General features: G+C 66.4%; 19 protein-coding genes. 12 read left to right on the top strand and 7 right to left on the bottom strand.

The genetic code is table 11. The features are described from left to right. The first annotated feature begins 5 nt into the window (after positions 1-5). Complete coding sequence (locus A9W99_RS19925) at positions 6-1,556, top strand: MBL fold metallo-hydrolase (protein ID WP_067382119.1); 1,551 nt, start codon at positions 6-8, stop codon at positions 1,554-1,556. Next, entirely contained in the window at positions 1,553-1,885 is a 333-nt protein-coding gene (locus A9W99_RS19920) for a hypothetical protein (RefSeq protein WP_067382116.1), read from the top strand. Before A9W99_RS19925 ends, A9W99_RS19920 begins: the two co-directional genes overlap by 4 nt. On the opposite strand, the gene A9W99_RS19915 is transcribed toward A9W99_RS19920, so the two are convergent. Both A9W99_RS19915 and A9W99_RS19910 read right to left on the bottom strand, forming a co-directional pair. Then, positions 1,882-3,444 (bottom strand): NAD(P)/FAD-dependent oxidoreductase, encoded by a 1,563-nt coding sequence (locus A9W99_RS19915; RefSeq protein WP_067382113.1) that lies wholly within the window; start codon positions 3,442-3,444, stop codon positions 1,882-1,884. The genes A9W99_RS19920 and A9W99_RS19915 overlap by 4 nt on opposite strands. Before the next feature lie 47 nt (positions 3,445-3,491). Further along, the gene (locus tag A9W99_RS19910) at positions 3,492-4,124 is read right to left on the bottom strand and encodes a TetR/AcrR family transcriptional regulator (protein WP_067382110.1); all 633 of its coding nucleotides are present in this window, start codon (positions 4,122-4,124) and stop codon (positions 3,492-3,494) included. 70 nt (positions 4,125-4,194) lie between these two features. On the opposite strand from A9W99_RS19910, the gene A9W99_RS19905 reads away from it, so the two are divergent. The 4 genes from A9W99_RS19905 to A9W99_RS19890 all read left to right on the top strand — a co-directional run bounded on the left by A9W99_RS19905 (position 4,195) and on the right by A9W99_RS19890 (position 5,936). Next, complete coding sequence (locus A9W99_RS19905) at positions 4,195-4,686, top strand: DUF2834 domain-containing protein (protein ID WP_067382106.1); 492 nt, start codon at positions 4,195-4,197, stop codon at positions 4,684-4,686. Positions 4,687-4,770: 84 nt separating this feature from the next. Next, complete coding sequence (locus A9W99_RS19900; protein ID WP_156623203.1) at positions 4,771-5,016, top strand: ribbon-helix-helix protein, CopG family; 246 nt, start codon at positions 4,771-4,773, stop codon at positions 5,014-5,016. Then, complete coding sequence (locus tag A9W99_RS19895) at positions 5,003-5,311, top strand: type II toxin-antitoxin system PemK/MazF family toxin (RefSeq protein WP_067382100.1); 309 nt, start codon at positions 5,003-5,005, stop codon at positions 5,309-5,311. Before A9W99_RS19900 ends, A9W99_RS19895 begins: the two co-directional genes overlap by 14 nt. A 43-nt stretch (positions 5,312-5,354) precedes the next feature. Next, a complete protein-coding gene (locus A9W99_RS19890; RefSeq protein WP_156623200.1) occupies positions 5,355-5,936 on the top strand; it encodes a TIGR03086 family metal-binding protein in 582 nt (193 codons plus the stop codon). A 108-nt stretch (positions 5,937-6,044) separates the two neighbouring features. Here A9W99_RS19890 and serS read toward each other — a convergent pair whose 3' ends face one another. Next, positions 6,045-7,301 (bottom strand): serine--tRNA ligase, encoded by a 1,257-nt coding sequence (gene serS / locus A9W99_RS19885; RefSeq protein ID WP_067382097.1) that lies wholly within the window; start codon positions 7,299-7,301, stop codon positions 6,045-6,047. Positions 7,302-7,389: 88 nt separating this feature from the next. Here serS and A9W99_RS19880 point away from each other — a divergent pair, with 88 nt between their 5' ends. From A9W99_RS19880 to A9W99_RS19870, 3 genes are all read left to right on the top strand, one after another. After that, positions 7,390-8,766 carry a septum formation family protein gene (locus tag A9W99_RS19880; RefSeq protein ID WP_067382094.1) on the top strand — a complete coding sequence of 459 codons (1,377 nt, stop codon included), beginning with the start codon at positions 7,390-7,392 and terminating at the stop codon, positions 8,764-8,766. Positions 8,767-8,770: 4 nt separating this feature from the next. Next, on the top strand, positions 8,771-9,121 hold the full coding sequence (locus tag A9W99_RS19875; RefSeq protein ID WP_067382092.1) for a metallopeptidase family protein: 351 nt from the start codon (positions 8,771-8,773) through the stop codon (positions 9,119-9,121). Positions 9,122-9,241: 120 nt separating this feature from the next. After that, positions 9,242-9,448, top strand: a complete 207-nt coding sequence (locus tag A9W99_RS19870) for a hypothetical protein (RefSeq protein ID WP_067382089.1) — start codon at positions 9,242-9,244, stop codon at positions 9,446-9,448. A gap of 1 nt (position 9,449) precedes the next feature. Here the strand turns inward: A9W99_RS19870 and A9W99_RS19865 are convergent, their stop codons facing one another. Both A9W99_RS19865 and pheA read right to left on the bottom strand, forming a co-directional pair. Next, positions 9,450-10,136, bottom strand: a complete 687-nt coding sequence (locus A9W99_RS19865; RefSeq protein ID WP_067382086.1) for a histidine phosphatase family protein — start codon at positions 10,134-10,136, stop codon at positions 9,450-9,452. Further along, positions 10,133-11,086, bottom strand: a complete 954-nt coding sequence (pheA, locus tag A9W99_RS19860) for a prephenate dehydratase (protein ID WP_067382083.1) — start codon at positions 11,084-11,086, stop codon at positions 10,133-10,135. Before pheA ends, A9W99_RS19865 begins: the two co-directional genes overlap by 4 nt. A 90-nt stretch (positions 11,087-11,176) precedes the next feature. Here pheA and A9W99_RS19855 point away from each other — a divergent pair, with 90 nt between their 5' ends. The 3 genes from A9W99_RS19855 (at position 11,177) to A9W99_RS19845 (ending at position 13,977) form a co-directional block, all read left to right on the top strand. Further along, positions 11,177-11,956 carry a DUF2470 domain-containing protein gene (locus A9W99_RS19855; protein ID WP_067382080.1) on the top strand — a complete coding sequence of 260 codons (780 nt, stop codon included), beginning with the start codon at positions 11,177-11,179 and terminating at the stop codon, positions 11,954-11,956. 58 nt (positions 11,957-12,014) lie between these two features. Beyond that, complete coding sequence (locus tag A9W99_RS19850; RefSeq protein WP_253870094.1) at positions 12,015-13,190, top strand: LCP family protein; 1,176 nt, start codon at positions 12,015-12,017, stop codon at positions 13,188-13,190. A gap of 235 nt (positions 13,191-13,425) precedes the next feature. Further along, positions 13,426-13,977, top strand: a complete 552-nt coding sequence (locus A9W99_RS19845) for a ferritin (RefSeq protein ID WP_067382077.1) — start codon at positions 13,426-13,428, stop codon at positions 13,975-13,977. A gap of 51 nt (positions 13,978-14,028) precedes the next feature. Here the strand turns inward: A9W99_RS19845 and A9W99_RS19840 are convergent, their stop codons facing one another. Then, positions 14,029-14,853 (bottom strand): glycerophosphodiester phosphodiesterase, encoded by an 825-nt coding sequence (locus tag A9W99_RS19840; protein ID WP_067382074.1) that lies wholly within the window; start codon positions 14,851-14,853, stop codon positions 14,029-14,031. Between the two features lie 4 nt (positions 14,854-14,857). Next, positions 14,858-15,949 carry a DUF4328 domain-containing protein gene (locus A9W99_RS19835; protein WP_067382072.1) on the bottom strand — a complete coding sequence of 364 codons (1,092 nt, stop codon included), beginning with the start codon at positions 15,947-15,949 and terminating at the stop codon, positions 14,858-14,860. Between the last annotated feature and the right edge of the window lie 229 nt (positions 15,950-16,178).

Below are 16,178 nucleotides of genomic sequence, written 5' to 3'. Positions count from 1 at the left end.
TATTTGTGCAGGTCACGAGCGTCGGCCACGCAGGCTTTCTGATCCAGACCCAGGCGGGCAGCATCCTGTGCGACCCGTGGGTCAACCCGGCCTACTTCGCGTCCTGGTTTCCGTTCCCGGACAACAGCACACTGGATTGGGACAAGCTGGGCGACTGCGACTACCTGTACGTCTCGCACCTGCACAAGGATCACTTCGACGCAAGACTGCTCACCGCGCACGTCAACAAGGACGCGATGGTGCTGCTGCCCGACTTTCCGGTGCCCGACCTGCGAAATGAGTTGGAGAAGTTAGGGTTTCACCGGTTCTTCGAAACCACCAATTCGGTCAAGCGCCGGATCGGCGGGCCCGGAGGTGACCTCGACGTCATGGTCATCGCGCTGCGCGCCCCGGCCGACGGCCCGATCGGCGACTCGGCTTTGGTGGTATCCGACGGCGCCACAACGGTTTTCAACATGAACGATGCCCGCCCGGTCGATCTGGAGCCGTTGACGTCCCAGTTCGGTCACGTCGACGTACATCTGCTGCAGTACTCCGGGGCGATCTGGTACCCGATGGTCTACGACATGCCCGCCCGCGCCAAGGAGGCTTTCGCCACCCAGAAACGCCAGCGCCAGATGGACCGGGCCCGCCAGTACATCGCGCAGGTGGGCGCGACCTGGGTGGTGCCGTCGGCGGGACCGCCATGCTTCTTGGACCCCGAGTTGCGCCACCTGAACGACGACAGCGATGACCCGGCCAATATCTTTCCCGACCAGATGGTGTTCCTGGACCAGATGCGCGCGCACGGTCACGACCGTGGCCTGCTGATGATGCCCGGGTCGACCGCCGACTTCATTGGCACGACGTTGAATTCGCTGCGCCATCCGCTGCCCACCGAAGCGGTAGAGGCCATCTTCACCACGGGTAAGGCGGCGTATATCGCCGACTATGCCGACCGGATGGCGCCGGTGCTCGCGGCCGAACGCGCGAGTTGGGCGCCGGCCACCGGTGAGCCGCTGCTGGAGCCGCTGCGCGCGTTGTTCGAACCGATCATGTTGCAGAGTGACGAGATCTGCGACGGCATCGGCTATCCCGTCGAACTAGTGATCGGACCTGAGACTATAGTGCTGGACTTTCCGAAACGCGCTGTGCGCGAACGGATTCCCGACGAAAAGGTGCGCTACGGGTTCGCGGTAGCTCCGGAGCTGGTGCGTACCGTGCTGCGCGATCAGGAACCGGACTGGGTCAACACCATCTTCTTGTCCACCCGGTTCCGGGCCTGGCGGGTGGGCGGCTACAACGAATACCTGTACACGTTCTTCAAGTGCCTGACCGACGAACGGATCGCCTACGCCGACGGCTGGTTCGCCGAGACCCATGACGACTCCGCGTCGATCGTCCTGGACGGCTGGGAAATTCAGCGCCGCTGCCCCCACCTCAAAGCCGATTTGTCGAAATTCGGTGTGGTGGAGGGCAATACCTTGACCTGTAACCTGCACGGTTGGCAGTGGCGGTTGGACGACGGACGGTGCCTGACCTCACGAGGTCACGAGTTGCGGAGTTCGCGGGCATGACTGAGATTTACGACGACGGGCTGGTCCAGCTGGATCGCGAAGCGGTTACCTTGCGCCGCTACCACTTTCCCGACGGCACGGCGAAGGTTATCGCGCTGGACGCGATCCGAGGCTACAAAGCCGAATCGCTCGGCCTGTTCATGCAACGGTTTCGCGTCTGGGGCACTTCGGATTTCCGTCGCTGGCTGCCGCTGGACATACACCGTCCGTTGCGTTCGACCTTGATCACCCTGGACGTGCCGGGCAGCCGGTGGCGTCCGGCCTTTACACCGGAACGCCCGGACGAGTTCACCGCGCTGCTCGACGAGCTCCTGAGTCAGCGCGGTTAGCGGCTGCGGTCGGCGAGCGCCTGATGGGCGGCGTTGTAGCCGGGGATGAAGGTGATTCCGGGTCCGCCGTGGCATCCGGCGCTGCCCAGGTATAGCCCGTCGACCGGGATCGGCTGTCCGATATAGCCTTTCGGTCCGGGTCGGTTCTGCCCGATCTGGTCGGGGTGCAGCAGGCCGTGGCAATAGTCGCCACCCGGCGCCCCGAACATCACCCCCATGTGTTTGGGGGTAAAGGTGGTGTGCCGGATGATGCTGCGTTCGAAGTTCGGTGCCAGCCGGGTGATTTTGTCGATCACCCGCTGGCCCATTTCCACCTTCGCCTGCCCGTAATCCGCATTGCCTTCGATCGGGAACCACATCCCGAACGCCGACGCGGCATGCTTGCCCGCGGGAGCCAGATCCGGGTCGTGCACCGAGGGGATCTGCAGCACAAGGGTCGGATCGGCCGGCACGATGCCGCGTCGGCAATCCTCCCACTGCTGCTGGACTTCTTCCGGGGTACAGAAGATGCCTATCGACGCCTGCATGGACGGGTCGTTGAGCGCCTCGTACGGTGCGATGAACTCCGGCGCTTCGTCGAGGGCGAAGTGCATCTGCAGGTAGCTGCCGCGGTGGTCGATGCGCGAATAGCGCTCGCGAACCTCGGCCGGCAGCGCCGACGGGTCGATCAACTCGTTCAGCGTGATGTCCGGCGCAATGCCGGACACGACGATCGGAGCGGTCAGGGTCTCGCCCGCCTCGGTGCGCACGCCGTCGACCTTGCCGTCGGCGACCAGAATTTCGGTCGCCTTGGTGCGCAACCGGACTTCCCCGCCGTCGCTTTCCAGCCGTCGGCACAGATGCGCGGTGAGCGCGCCGATGCCGCCGCGCAGTTTCTTCATCTGCACGAAGTCGCCGTCGGGAATGCCGAGGCCGAACGCGAGCGCGGCCGCGCTGCCCGGGGTGCCCGGGCCGCGGTAGATGGTGTTGACGGCCAGCACGGTCATCGAACCCCGTATGGCGGCGTGCTTCTCGCGGTCCGGGAAATAGCGGTCCAATACGTCGCTGACCGAGCCGAACAGCATGTCATCGATGGCCGAGCGCTCGAATTCGTTTGTGGCGCAGGCATACATCTCGTCGAGGGTCTTGGGCAGAGTACCGGCCTCGAACCGGCCCAGCGCCCGCGTCGGCGCCTGGCTCCAGGCCAGCAGACCCGCCATCCCGGTGACGGCGTCCGCCCCGTGCACCTCGTTGAGGTGGCTGAACATCCTCATCGGGTCGGTATATTGGACCAGCGGATTGTCACCGACGCCGCGCAGCGCTACCGACATCACCTCCAAGTCGACCGTCGGCAGCGTGTCCAGCCCCAGCGCCTCGATGACGACCGCCGATGTCGGGAACTGCACCGAGCCGGCGATCTCGAACTTGTACCCGTCAAACAGCTCAACCGTGGAGGCCATCCCCCCGGCGTAGAGCTTGGAGTCCAGGCACAGCGTCCGCAGCCCGGCCTGCTGCAGCAGCACCGCCGCGGTCAGCCCGTTGTGCCCCGCGCCGATGACTATTGCGTCGTATTCAGGCATGCTTCACCTCCCGGATGGAGGCTGGCACGGACCGAAAGTTTTGTCAATTATGACGAAACTGGTCCCGTCCAGGTGGCCCACGTGTCCGGGATGCCGGCCCGCAGCGATTCCAACGCCACGTGGCTCATCCGGGCCAACTCACCGAGCGACCGGTCGTTGCCGACCATCCAGGCCTCCATGGCTCCGAAGATCGCGGCCGCGATGCAACGCGCGATCACCACCATGCGGAGCTCGGCGTCGGGCTTGCGGTCAACTGTGCAGCTACGCCGATGCAGCTGCGCCTGAATGGCATCGGCGAGGTCGGCCTGCACATCGCGAATATGCCGGGTCAGCCGGTCCTGGTCGATCTCAGCGCCGCGTAGAGCGGCGATTTTCGTAACGGCTTCAACGTCATACGGAAAGGCGAAGATGGCTGACTGCACCGACTCGATCACCGGCTCGTCGGCAGGCCGGGCCTCCAGCGCCGCGCGAAACCAGTTCAGCCCGGTGTAGTCGGCAAACAACAGATCGTGCTTGGAACGGAAGTGCCGATAAAAGGTGCGCAGCGAGACGCCGGCGTCCGCCGAGATCTGCTCGGCGGAGGTGTTCTCGACACCCTGTGCCAGGAATCGCACCACCGCTGCCTGACGCAGCGCCTCCCGGGTGCGCTCGCTGCGCGCCGTCTGAGCCGGCCGGACCATGGCAGTAAGGTACCTCCAGATTGTTCTGTCAATATTGACAAAACTTTGGCTGTGGGGCGAGACTGCGCCCATGGTTTCGATCGTCATCCACTTCTTGCTCGGGCTCGCCTGCCTCGGCGGGATCATCGCATCGAATCGGCAGATCTACGCGAAACCCCAAGGCGGGCCGTGGTTGTCGCCGCTGGAATGCGTGTACTACGCCGCCGGCATCGCCTCGATCGCGTTGGGGTACTGGTTCAACGTCCACTTCGTGCTCGACGCGCACGGCCAGGGAAATCTGATCTCGGGGCCGGCCAGCTATCCCACTTTCCTGCGCGAGCAGTTCGCCAACCCGGCGTGTGGTTCGGGCAACCAGGACTACATCATCGCGAATGTCATTCTGATGCCTGCGTTTACGATCGTCGACGGACTTCGGCGCGGCATCCGGCGACCGTGGCTGTTCTTCGCGTCCAGCTTCTTCACCAGCTTCGCGTTCCCGTTTGCGTTCTACTTCGCCACCATGGAACGACAGCGCCGTCACGAGAAAGCCGGAGCTGTGCCGGCGCCGACAGTAAACGCCTAGGCTGCAGGCCACCGCGCGTACTTTCGACAGAACCGCAGAGCGCAATCAGCGCGGTGTCATACGGTCTAGAATTGGTGTATGACAATGCTTAGCTTTCGTGTCGACGACAGGGATGCAGCCGCAGTCGAGCAGTGGGCGCGTCGGCTTCACATCGACCGGTCTGAGCTGCTCCGCGAGGCATTGCACCGGCACCTGGCGGAGCTGACGGCAGACCAAGATGTGCGCGCGTATGCCGAGCAACCGATGACGGACGATGAGCAGGCCCTGGCCGAGATCGCCGAGTGGGGGCCCGCCGAGGATTGGGCCGACTGGGCCGATGCGGCGCGGTGAACTGTGGTTCGCCGCGACCCCCGGCGGTGACCGGCCAGTGCTCATCCTCACGAGAGACCCGGTTGCTGACCGGATCGGCGCGGTCGTCGTAGCAGCATTGACCCGCACTCGCAGGGGATTGGTATCCGAGCTGGAACTGACCGCTGCCGACGACCGCGTGCCAAGCGATTGCGTCGTCAATTTCGACAACATTCATACGTTGCCGCGCGCCGCCCTCCGACGCCAAATCACTCGCTTGTCTCCGGCGCGGATGCATCAGGCCTGTCAAACACTTCGATCAGCCACCGGCTGCTGAAAGTCCTATCTGCGGTGTCACACCCGGTCCCTACGATTCGGTCATGAACAACGGCATGACTACACAGATCGACTTGATGGCCGTCGACGCGATTGACCTGCTGATCGACGCGACGAGTCAGATTCCGCAGGGAAGCTGGGACGACCCGTCGAACCTAGCTGAGTGGAGCCTGCGCGACCTGGTCGGCCATGCAACCGGCAGTGCAACGAAGATCGTCATGCTCGTCGAAGACGGAAACCTCTGGGATGGCCCATCCCAGCCTGCCGACTGGATTTGCGCTGACCCGGTGGGACGCCTGCGTGAGCTTGCGGCGAAGCTCCGGGATGCTCTGCCCACAGCCGACCTGGACGCGATGCGGACCTCTCCGGAGGGCGAGGTGCCGCTGCGACGAGCGCTGATGTACCCAGTTGCGGATTTGGCCTTACACAGCTGGGACATTCATCGCTCGCAAGGCCGGTCGGTCGAGCTGCCCGAGGATCTGCTTGCCCTCTCCCAAGGGCTTGTGGAGTCGGTACCGGAAGCTGTGCTGCGTCGCCCGGGCGGCTTCGGACCGGCCCAACGCGCGCCGACGGACTGCTCGCCGACTACCCGATTGATGGCGTATCTCGGGAGGTCAGTCGACTGACGATTCTGCCGCCCTCGTCACACGTGTCACTCCGATACCAGAAGGCAGGCCGTATAGCGCCCGTGCTATCACATTGCAGAGGGACTGATGCGACTGGTGCGGTCCCGGCTAGGCCGGCTCCAGCAACTCAGTACCGACGAACGGCACCAGCGCCGCGGGCACCCGGACGCTGCCGTCGGGCTGCTGGTGGTTCTCCAGGATCGACACCAACCACCGGGTCGTGCCCAGCGTGCCGTTGAGGGTGGCCGCGGTTTGCGGCTTGCCGTTGGCATCGCGGTAACGGGTCGCCAAGCGGCGCGCTTGAAACGTGGTGCAGTTCGACGTCGACGTCAGTTCGCGATAGGTTCCCTGAGTCGGAACCCACGCCTCGCAGTCGAACTTGCGAGCGGCCGACGAGCCGAGATCGCCTGCGGCGATGTCGATTACCCGATACGGCACCTCGATGCGTGCCAGCATCTCGCGCTGCCAGCCCAGCAGGTGTTGGTGTTCGGATTCAGCGTGGGCCGGCTCGCAGTAGACGAACCCCTCCACCTTGTCGAACTGGTGCACCCGGATGATCCCGCGAGTGTCCTTGCCGTAGCTGCCGGCCTCGCGCCGGAAACAGGACGACCACCCGGCGTACCGCAGCGGTCCGGCGGAGAGGTCGAGGATTTCGTCGGAGTGATAGCCGGCCAGCGGCACCTCGGAGGTGCCCACCAGATAGAGGTCGTCGGCTTCCACCCGGTACACCTCCTCGGCGTGTGCGCCCAGGAATCCGGTGCCGGACATCACCTCAGGACGCACCAGCACCGGCGGGATCATCGGGACGAAGCCGTTCTCGACGGCCAGCTGCAGCGCCAGCTGCAACAAGCCCAGCTGCAGCAGCGCGCCGCGGCCGGTCAGAAAGTAGAACCGCGAGCCGGACACCTTCGCGCCACGCTGCATGTCGATGAGGCCCAGCGATTCGCCGAGCTCCAAATGATCCTTCGGGTCGCGCAATTGCGGCGGTTCGCCAACGATGTCGAGGACCGCGAAGTCGTCCTCCCCGCCGGCAGGCACCCCGTCCAGGATGACGTTCGAGATGGCCATGTGCGCCGCGGTGAACGCCTCCTCGGCTTCGGCCTGCGCGGCTTCTGCGGCCTTGACCTGCCCGGCGAGTTCCTTGGCGCGTTGCAGCAGCGCGGGGCGCTCATCGGCCGACGCCGCGCCGACGCTCTTACTGGCAGCTTTCTGTTCGCCACGCAGGGCGTCGGCGGCCGATATCGCTGCCCGGCGGTTGGAGTCGGCCGCGAGCAGCGCATCCACCAACGCCGGGTCTTCTCCACGGCTGAGCTGGGAACGACGAACCGCGTCGGGGTCTTCCCGGAGCAACTTCAGGTCGATCACCGCGACAAGATTACTGTTGGCGCTCCGGACGCCCGTTAATGCATCACATCTGCAACAGGGGTAACGCGTTTTGACGCCCCCTGTCAGAATGGAGCCGATGTCGGAGAAGCCCGAGGACCCCGGGGACGAAGTTCCCGAAGCCAGCCCGCCCGCACCAGAGCCGCCCGCCGAAGAGGCCGAGCAGCCGCTGGGCGGGTTTCACTGGCCGCGCACGTTGGCGCCGGTAGCCACCAGGCGGGCACTGCTTCTCACCGCGCTCGGCGGCCTGATGATCGCCGGGCTGGTCACCGCCCTTCCATCGGTCGCCACCGGCTCCGGCCGGCTGACCAGTTACATGGACAACAACCCCGTCCCCAGCACCGGCGGTAAGACCAACCCCGCCTTCGGTCGCGCGACCAGCGGCAACTGCCTGATGTGGCCGGAAGGCGCGCCGGATTCCGCGACGATAGTGAACTGCGCAGACGAGCACCGGTTCGAGGTCGCCGAGTCCGTCGACATGCGGACCTTTCCGGGCTCGGAGTACGGACCCACCGCCGCTCCTCCCTCGCCCGCTCGCATCCAGCAGATCACCCAGGAGCAGTGCGAGTCGGCGGTGCGCAATTACCTCGGACCCAAGTTCGATCCCAACAGCAAGTTCACCGTGAGCCTGCTGTGGTCCGGCGACCGCGCCTGGCGCCAGTCCGGTGATCGCCGCATCCTGTGCGGCCTGCAGTTGCCCGGCGCCAACAACCAGCAGGTCGCCTATAAGGGCAAGGTCGCCGACATCGACCAGTCCAAGGTGTGGCCCGCCGGAACCTGCCTGGGCATCGACTCGGCAACCAACCAGCCGATCGACGTTCCCGTCGACTGTGCCGCACCGCACGCCATGGAGGTCACGGGCACGGTCAACCTGGCCGAGAAGTTCCCGAATGGGCTGCCCGCCGAGGCCGACCAGGACGGGTTCATCAAAGACACCTGCACCAAGATGACCGACGCCTACCTCGCGCCGATCAAATTGCGCACCACCACGCTCACGCTGATCTATCCGACCGTGTCGATGGCCAGCTGGTCGGCGGGCAGCCGCGCCGTCGCCTGCAGCGTTGGTGCGACCCTGGGCAACGGCGGCTGGGCGACCCTGCTCAACAGCGCCAAGGGACCGCTGCTGATCAACGGCCAGGCGCCGGTGCCGCCGCCGGACATTCCCGAGGAGCGGCTCACGCTGCCGCCCATACCGGCCCAGGCGCCAACTTCCCAGCAGCCCAGCGCTCCGGCGCCGACGACCCCGCCCGGCAATCAGCACCTGCCCGGACAGCCGGCGTCGCCGCCATCTCAGGCCAACCCGCCGCCATCTCAGGCCAACCCGCCGCCATCTCAGGCCAACCCGCCGCCGGCGGCCCCGCCCGCGCCCGAGGGCGGCCCACCGCCAGCCGCGCCGGCGCCGGAAGCGCCGCCACCGGCCGCGCCCGCCGAGCCTCCGCCGGGGTAGCGGCATGGCCGTGCGGATGGACCCGCAACGGTTCGACGAGCTGGTTTCCGACGCACTCGACCTGATTCCGCCCGAGTTGACCGACTCGATGGACAACGTCGTGGTCCTGGTCGCCGACCGCCATCCGGAAGAGCACGACCTGCTTGGGCTGTACGAAGGGGTGGCGTTGACCGAGCGCAACTCCGACTACGCCGGAGCGCTGCCGGACGCCATCACCATCTATCGCGAGGCGCTGCTAGACGTCTGTTCCTGCGAAGACGAGGTCGTCGAACAGGTCGCGGTCACGGTGATCCATGAAATCGCCCACCACTTCGGCATCGACGACGACCGGCTGGACGAGTTGGGCTGGGGTTAACCGGCGGAGGCATTCTGCCGCCGCGTGTGTGGTTGATGCACTATCGGAGTACGGCAGACGTGCGGGATCATCCGGCGCGGCAGCACGGATTTGTCCGCCGCCGGTGCTATGAACGCTCGTATGAGCATGGGCTGCCGCGAGTGCCGGGCGGGCTTGGACCATTGCCACGGCACCATCATTCGTCATTCTGTGGGCCGCTTACTGGGCCGCTCGGAGTGCACCGAGCCGGGGTGTGTGAGTCCCGAGCTGTTGCCGCACGCGTTCGTCGTCGACTGTGATGCGGTCGGCTGCGGATGCGCCGCCGAATCGGTCGCGCTGGCCGGCTGACTCAGCCCATCGGGTCACTGCTGGACGCCACGGCGTCGGCGACCGCACTGGAATCGGGCTTCGGGTAGAACGGCGGCGTCAGCGATCCCCACCGCACACAACTCCATCGCCCGTCTGTGATCGGCGACAGCACCACCGACTCCGCGTTGCCCAGATGGTTGTCCAGCGCGAAGTTGGCGTCCACCCCGGCCAGTACCGCAGCGGCCAGCCGGATCACCGCGCCGTGGCTGACGACGACGATGTCGCCGTTCCAGTCCTGGTCGTCGAGGTAGCGCATCCGCAGGTCGGTGACCACCGGCAGATAGCGGTCCAGCACCTCGTCCCCGGTCTCGCCGCCGGGCAGCGGCACATCGAGCTCACCGTGATGCCAGCGCTCGTAGACGGCATTGAACTCGGCGACAGCTTCGTCATCGTTACGGTTCTCCAGGCTGCCGACCTGCACCTCGTGAATGTCCTCGACCTCTTGGGCCGTCAGGCCGATTTGCCCACCGATCACTGCTGCCGTCTCCGACGCCCGCAGGGCCACCGAATGCGCGAGCATCGCCGGTTTGCCAAAGCCCAGCGCGAACGCCAAGGCCTGATCGCGGCCCAACGGTGTCAGCGGACTGCCCGGAGGGCGGGTGTCCAACCTGCGATCGACGTTGCCGTAGGACTGGCCGTGCCGCAGCAGCACCAACCGGCCGCTCATGGCCCTGATCCTTCGTCGGCACCCAACTCGGATTTGCCGGTCCGCAACCGCTCCAGCCAGTTCGACGCGTCCTCGGCCGGTGGCGGGTGGGCGCCTGCGGCGCGTCCCATCGGCCAGGACCCCAGGTATCGCACATCGGCACAACGGCGGTACAGCGCCATGAGTGCCTCGGCGACCAGGCCGTCGTCGATGTGGCCGACGCAGTCGACGAAGAACAGGTAAGTGCCGAGTTCTGTTCGGGTGGGCCGTGATTCGATCCGGGTCAGGTCAATACCGCGAATGCCGAATTCGGCGAGCGCCGCCAGCAGCGCTCCCGGTACGTTGTCGATGCGCAGCACCGCCGACGTGCGATCGGCTCCGGTGCGGGGCGGCGGCGGCCCGGGGAGCCCCACCAGGACGAATCGGGTGCAGGCGTTCGCTTCGTCGACGACGTCGTTTGCCAGCGTCTCCAGCCGGTAGTGCGTTGCGGCCAGCGGCGACGTGACCGCGGCGTCGACCTGACCGTCGACGACCTGTCGCGCCGCCTCGGCGTTGGAATAGGCCGGCCGCAGCTCGGCATCTGGCAGATGGGTTGCCAGCCACCGCCGCACCTGAGCCGCTGCGACCGGAAAGGCGGCCAACGTGGCCACGTCAGCGGCGGTGTACCCAGGTTTGACGACGATGCTGAACGCCACGTCCAGCGTTGTTTCGGCGAACACTTGCAGTGGCGATCCGATGGCCAAGCTGTCCAAAGTGGGCATCACCGATCCGTCGATCGAGTTCTCGATCGGCACGCACGCGTAGTCGGCGCTGCCGTCACGGACAGCGGCCAACGCGGCCGGGGTGCTCTCGATCGGTATCGGCCGCACCGTATCCGGCCCGCCCGAGGGAATCATGCCCGCAGCGGTCATCTGCAGCAGGGCCGCCTCGGTAAAGGTCCCTTCCGGACCGAGGTACGCGATGCGGGGCACACGACAACCCTAACGGCGAGCGACCATCCGCCAAGCCTTGCGGTTCATCGCGCCGCAAGTTAACTTAGGCTTACCTAATTCAAGGAGGTAATGGTGTTACCGGACACAGCCCCCGCGCCGACGACCGCAGAACGCATTCGCAGCGCCTGTGCCCGTGCCGGCAGCGCGTTGCTGGCCATCGACGGCCAGGAGCCGGTGGCCACTCCCCTGCACCATCTGCTCTGCGATGGATCGTTCGCCATAGCTGTGCCAGCCGATCGCGGCGAGCTGTCCGGATCGCAGGCGATGCTGGAGCTGACCGACTATGCGCCGCTGCCGATGCGAGAGCCGGTTCGTTCGCTGGTATGGGTGCGTGGAGGTCTCCAAAATATTCCGTTGGACGCGGTGCCCGGGCTTTTGGACCTGATTGCCAGCGAGGATCCCAACCCGGCGCTGCTGCAGATCGAGACGCCGCTATCGGTGTTGTCCTGTCCGGAGGAAACGCCCTACGTACTCGTGCGGCTGGAAATCGCCTCCGTGGTCGTCACCGACGCCACCGGCGCCGAACCCGTCAGCGCGGCAGACCTGCTGGCAGCCCGGCCCGACCCGTTCTGCGAGGTCGAATCGACGTTGCTCTGGCACCTGACCACCGCCCACGACGACGTGGTCGCGCGACTGGTGTCGAAGCTGCCGACACCGCTGCGCCGCGGACAGGTCCGACCCTTGGGTCTCGACCGCTATGGCGTGCGGTTCCGCGTCGAAGGCAGTGACGGCGACCACGACGTCCGGCTGCCGTTTCACAAGCCGGTCGACGACATGACCGGGTTGAGCCAGGCAATCCGGGTCCTGATGGGGTGCCCGTTTCTGAACGGGCTGCGGGCCCGCCGATAGCCCGCGTTCGCAATTTGGCTGCGTGCGCCGATAGCGCCTGACCACGTAGGTTATCCGGGTGACCGGTGACCGATCACCGCATTTGCCGCGGCAGCATCGCCCGCCGCCGCGCATGCAAGTCGAGCCGTCGCCGGTCATTCGCCGTCACAGCGGCTCTCCGCCATCGCAGTCCGAGCCCACAGCGCCAATACATCGCCCATCGCCCGTGGCCTCCGCTGCCCCTGTTGCGCGACGGGGTCGCGGGGCGCGACCGGTATCGCCGCGGTGGCACAAGCGCGACTACCGCCGCTGGGCCCGCCTGCTGGTGCTGACGCTGCTGATCACTCCGCTGCTTGCGGGTCTGGGCATCGTCGCCGTGGCAGCGTGGCTCGAGACGTCGCTGCACCGCCAGCCGGTGCTGGCCGACTACGCCGATCGGCCCGCGGCCGGCCACGGCACGAATTGGCTGATCGTCGGTTCAGACAGCAGGGAGGGTCTCACCGCCGAGCAGCAGAACGAACTGGCCACCGGCGGCGACGTCGGCAACACCCGTACCGACACGATGCTGTTGGTGCATATCCCCGGCCTGGATTCCGACACCCCACCGACGATGGTGTCCATACCCCGCGACTCGTACGTGCCGATCCCCGGTCACGGGAAAGACAAAATCAACGCCGCATTTGCCATGGGCGGCGCGACCCTGTTGACCCAAACGGTGGAGCAGGCAACCGGGCTGCGCATCGAGCACTATGCCGAAATCGGATTCGGCGGGTTCCCCGCCCTGGTCGACGCGCTCGGCGGGGTGACCTTATGCCCGAACGAACCGATCAACGATCCGCTGGCCGGCATCAACCTGCCCGCCGGTTGCCAGAGACTGAGCGGCCGCAACGCGTTGGGTTACGTCCGGAGCCGAGCCACTGCGCGGGCGGATCTGGACCGCATGGTCAACCAGCGGCAGTTCATGTCGGCGCTGTTGCACCGCGCGGCAAGTCCCGCGGTGTGGCTGGATCCAAGGCGCTGGTACTCGGTGCCCCGTGCGGTTGCGGATGCTCTGACCGTCGACCGGGGCGACCACGTGTGGGATCTCGCCCGGCTCGGCTGGGCTCTGCACGGCACCACCACCCCGGTGACGGTTCCCATCGGGGAGTTCACCGAGAGCGATGTCGGCTCGGTGGTGGTGTGGGACCACGACGCGGCCCGCAAGTTGTTCGCCGCCCTGGCCGCAGATGCGCGGGTGCCCAACACCGACAAGTAGCGGCAGGGTAGCGGGCTGACGGCGCGCGCGGGGGTGTCGAGTCTGCGACGGCGGCGCGGTCCGGGCTATTCCTGTGCGCCCGTTCACTGATATCGGCAATCTAATTCGGCTAAACGAAGGCTTGCTTTAGTTAGGCAAGACTCCCCATATTTTAGCGTCGCGACTTAGGAAAAGCTTTCCTGAGTAAGTAATACCTTCGTTGCGACCACCTCTCACCTGCAGTAATCTCGCTTTCATGAGCGAATATGACGGTCCCAAGTCGAAATTCTTCGCATTACTGCAAGAACAGATTCACAACGAATTCACGGCCGCACAGCAATATGTGGCGATCGCCGTTTATTTCGATAGTTCCGATCTACCGCGATTGGCGAAGCATTTTTACAGCCAAGCGGTCGAGGAACGTAATCACGCGATGATGCTGGTGCAGCATCTGATCGACCGCGGCGTCCGCGTTGAGATCTCGGGAGCCGACGCGGTGCGCAACCAGTTCGACCGGGCCCGCGACGCTTTGGCGCTGGCCCTCGACCAGGAGCGCACGGTCACAGAACAGGTCAGCCGGCTGGCTGCGGTGGCCCGCGACGAGGGCGACTACCTCGGCGAGCAGTTCATGCAGTGGTTCCTGCAGGAGCAGGTCGAAGAGATGGCGTTGATGAGCACCCTGCTGCGGGTAGCCGACCGCGCCGGAGCCAACCTGTTCGACCTGGAAAATTTCGTCGCCCGCGAGGTCGGCTCGGCACCCAGCGCGGTGGCCGCGCCACGCGCCGCCGGAGGCCGCCTGTCGGTCTAGCGGCGATCGCAAGCGCGGCGAAGCCGGGCGCGGCGGGTCGCCGCCATGGGGCTAGCGGCGATCGTCGATCGCGCGACCGTCCTCCAACCAGGCTTTGGTACGCCCTGGATAGTTGGTGGCAATCCAGGCCACACCGATTTCCCGGCAGAAGTCGATGTCGTCGTACTCGTCGACGTTCCAGCAATACACCGAGCGACCCTGGGCCAGTGCACGATCCACCAACTGCGGGTACTCCCGAAGCGCGGGCAGCCAGGGCCCGACGGCAGTGGCGCCGACGGCGGTGGCCGCACTGCTGGCCAGGTAGCGACCCGTCTTGCCGAGCAGCACGGTCGGCAGCAGCGGTGCGGCTCGTCGAATCCGCCAGACCGCAGCGGCGGAAAACGACATCACCACCGCCCGGGACCTGTCCGCCGAGGCGGGCGCGGCGATGCCGAAGCGATGCAGCAGCGCCAGCAGCTTGGTTTCCACCAGCGAGCCGTACCGGACCGGATGCTTGGTCTCGATGAAGATCTTCACCGGCCGGCGCCAGTCCAGCACCAGCGCTACCAGGGCGTCGAGCGTCAGCAGGCTGGTGTCGCCGTGCGTGCCGTCCGGGCGCCAGCTGCCGTGCCATTCGCCGTATTCGAGTTCGCGCATCTGGGCGAGGGTCTTGGTACTGACCACCCCGTCGCCGGTCGACGTCCGGTCGAGCCGCCGGTCATGCACGCACACTAGGTGGCCGTCGCGGGTCAGCCGCACGTCGCATTCGACACCGTCGGCGCCCTCTTTGAGGGCAAGGTCGTAGGCCGCCAACGTATGTTCGGGCAGGCTCGCCGAAGCTCCGCGGTGGGCGACCACGAAGGGGTGCCCGGTGAGCACCTCGTCGGCCCACGTCATACGCCTATGCTGCCGGTTCCTGCCCGTCCATCTCAACCGGGGCGGCAGATCCGCCGCTGGATCGGGCGGGACCGTCTGAACCCACCACAACCCAGCGATGCGCCGGGCGTTCGATCGGCTTGAGTTCGAACCCTTCGAAGACTCGGGCGACCGCGGCCACGGCGGCGGCCGCGAACAGGTAGGCGAACACCATCCACGCGGTGTTGTTAGCGATGCCCTGCGCGTCGGTGGCCAGGCTGGTGAAGATGGCGAAGAACGAGACCACGTTGCTGACAATCCACACGATCCACCACTGGACGATCGGTCTTTGCAGCCGGTGATAGTGGTCCTCGACAGTGGCCAGCTCGATCACGTACACCGGCGCCCAGAACAGGTTGACCAGCGGGATCAGACATCCGGCCCACAGCGCCCGGGCCGAGCGCTGATCCGGCAGACCGTGGTGTTTGAATGCGGCAGCGCGGCGCGCAATCAGCCACCGAATCAGTGTCACGGCGCACAGGATCGCGGTCGCGACCGCTGCCACACTGGCCAGGATGCCAAGCCAGTCCACGGCCAGCGCCACCAGCGAATTCAGCAACATGCTGCGGTTGACGATCAGCACCACATACCGCACGACGTACACCAGCGCGACGATGCCCAGCACCAACACGCCCAGGAACAGCGTGGTGCGCACGGTCGCCGGGGAGGGCCCCTGCGCGCCAGGTCCTTCGGCCGGCGCGGCGGCCTGGTCCCCCACATGTGGGCGGTCCGCCAGGCCCCAGCGCGGAATCACGGCATAGTGCGGGGTGGGACCGAGGGGCCGTCGCACGCGCCGTGGCGGCGGCGCGGCACCGGGCCGCACCGCGATCCAGCGGAACCCCGGCAGCAAGCGGGGCGGTGTGCGTTGCCAACCCGCGGGCCTGGAGGCAGTGGCGCCGGGCCGGGTGACTGCCGGCGCCGCCGCAGTGGGCTGACCAGCACTGGTGCTCCACCGCGGGTCGGCGCCCGGCGCGCTCGGCAGCGGCGCCATCAGCGCCCCGCGGCAACGGGGGCACCACTCGCGACGCTTTTCCCGGACGTTCCACCGGGTGCCGCACTGGGAGCACACCTGGATCACCGGACCAGCCTAACGCTGACGACGATCGGGGCCGTCTCAACGGCCCGCGGTACCACACAGCAACCTAGGGCTATCCACAGTTTCCACAGGTTTATGCACAACGGTCCTCTGGGTACTCGGCCTCATTGATACAGCCTCTACCCGGTAGCCAGGTTCGCCGTGTGGATAACCGAGGCTGTTTTACGCGTGCCCATTGACAACCAAACAGGTGTCCGAGCGAATGGATAGT

This window comes from Mycobacterium sp. 1164966.3, from assembly GCF_001665395.1.
In the GTDB taxonomy this organism is placed as follows: Bacteria; Actinomycetota; Actinomycetes; order Mycobacteriales; family Mycobacteriaceae; genus Mycobacterium.
Note: the sequence above shows the minus strand (reverse complement) of the source record. Positions and strands in the feature narration are given on the sequence as shown.

What these genes read in the sequence shown, in the direction of transcription:
- A9W99_RS19865 (WP_067382086.1), bottom strand. Translation starts at nt 10,136, where the DNA reads ATGAGCGGCCGGTTGGTGCTGCTGCGGCACGGCCAGTCCTACGGCAAC.
- A9W99_RS19895 (WP_067382100.1), top strand. Translation starts at nt 5,003, where the DNA reads ATGCGGCGCGGTGAACTGTGGTTCGCCGCGACCCCCGGCGGTGACCGG.
- A9W99_RS19890 (WP_156623200.1), top strand. Translation starts at nt 5,355, where the DNA reads ATGAACAACGGCATGACTACACAGATCGACTTGATGGCCGTCGACGCG.
- A9W99_RS19910 (WP_067382110.1), bottom strand. Translation starts at nt 4,124, where the DNA reads ATGGTCCGGCCGGCTCAGACGGCGCGCAGCGAGCGCACCCGGGAGGCG.
- A9W99_RS19845 (WP_067382077.1), top strand. Translation starts at nt 13,426, where the DNA reads ATGAGCGAATATGACGGTCCCAAGTCGAAATTCTTCGCATTACTGCAA.
- A9W99_RS19915 (WP_067382113.1), bottom strand. Translation starts at nt 3,444, where the DNA reads ATGCCTGAATACGACGCAATAGTCATCGGCGCGGGGCACAACGGGCTG.
- A9W99_RS19880 (WP_067382094.1), top strand. Translation starts at nt 7,390, where the DNA reads ATGGAGCCGATGTCGGAGAAGCCCGAGGACCCCGGGGACGAAGTTCCC.
- A9W99_RS19870 (WP_067382089.1), top strand. Translation starts at nt 9,242, where the DNA reads ATGAGCATGGGCTGCCGCGAGTGCCGGGCGGGCTTGGACCATTGCCAC.
- A9W99_RS19875 (WP_067382092.1), top strand. Translation starts at nt 8,771, where the DNA reads ATGGCCGTGCGGATGGACCCGCAACGGTTCGACGAGCTGGTTTCCGAC.
- A9W99_RS19840 (WP_067382074.1), bottom strand. Translation starts at nt 14,853, where the DNA reads ATGACGTGGGCCGACGAGGTGCTCACCGGGCACCCCTTCGTGGTCGCC.
- A9W99_RS19905 (WP_067382106.1), top strand. Translation starts at nt 4,195, where the DNA reads ATGGTTTCGATCGTCATCCACTTCTTGCTCGGGCTCGCCTGCCTCGGC.
- A9W99_RS19900 (WP_156623203.1), top strand. Translation starts at nt 4,771, where the DNA reads ATGCTTAGCTTTCGTGTCGACGACAGGGATGCAGCCGCAGTCGAGCAG.
- A9W99_RS19920 (WP_067382116.1), top strand. Translation starts at nt 1,553, where the DNA reads ATGACTGAGATTTACGACGACGGGCTGGTCCAGCTGGATCGCGAAGCG.
- A9W99_RS19855 (WP_067382080.1), top strand. Translation starts at nt 11,177, where the DNA reads ATGGTGTTACCGGACACAGCCCCCGCGCCGACGACCGCAGAACGCATT.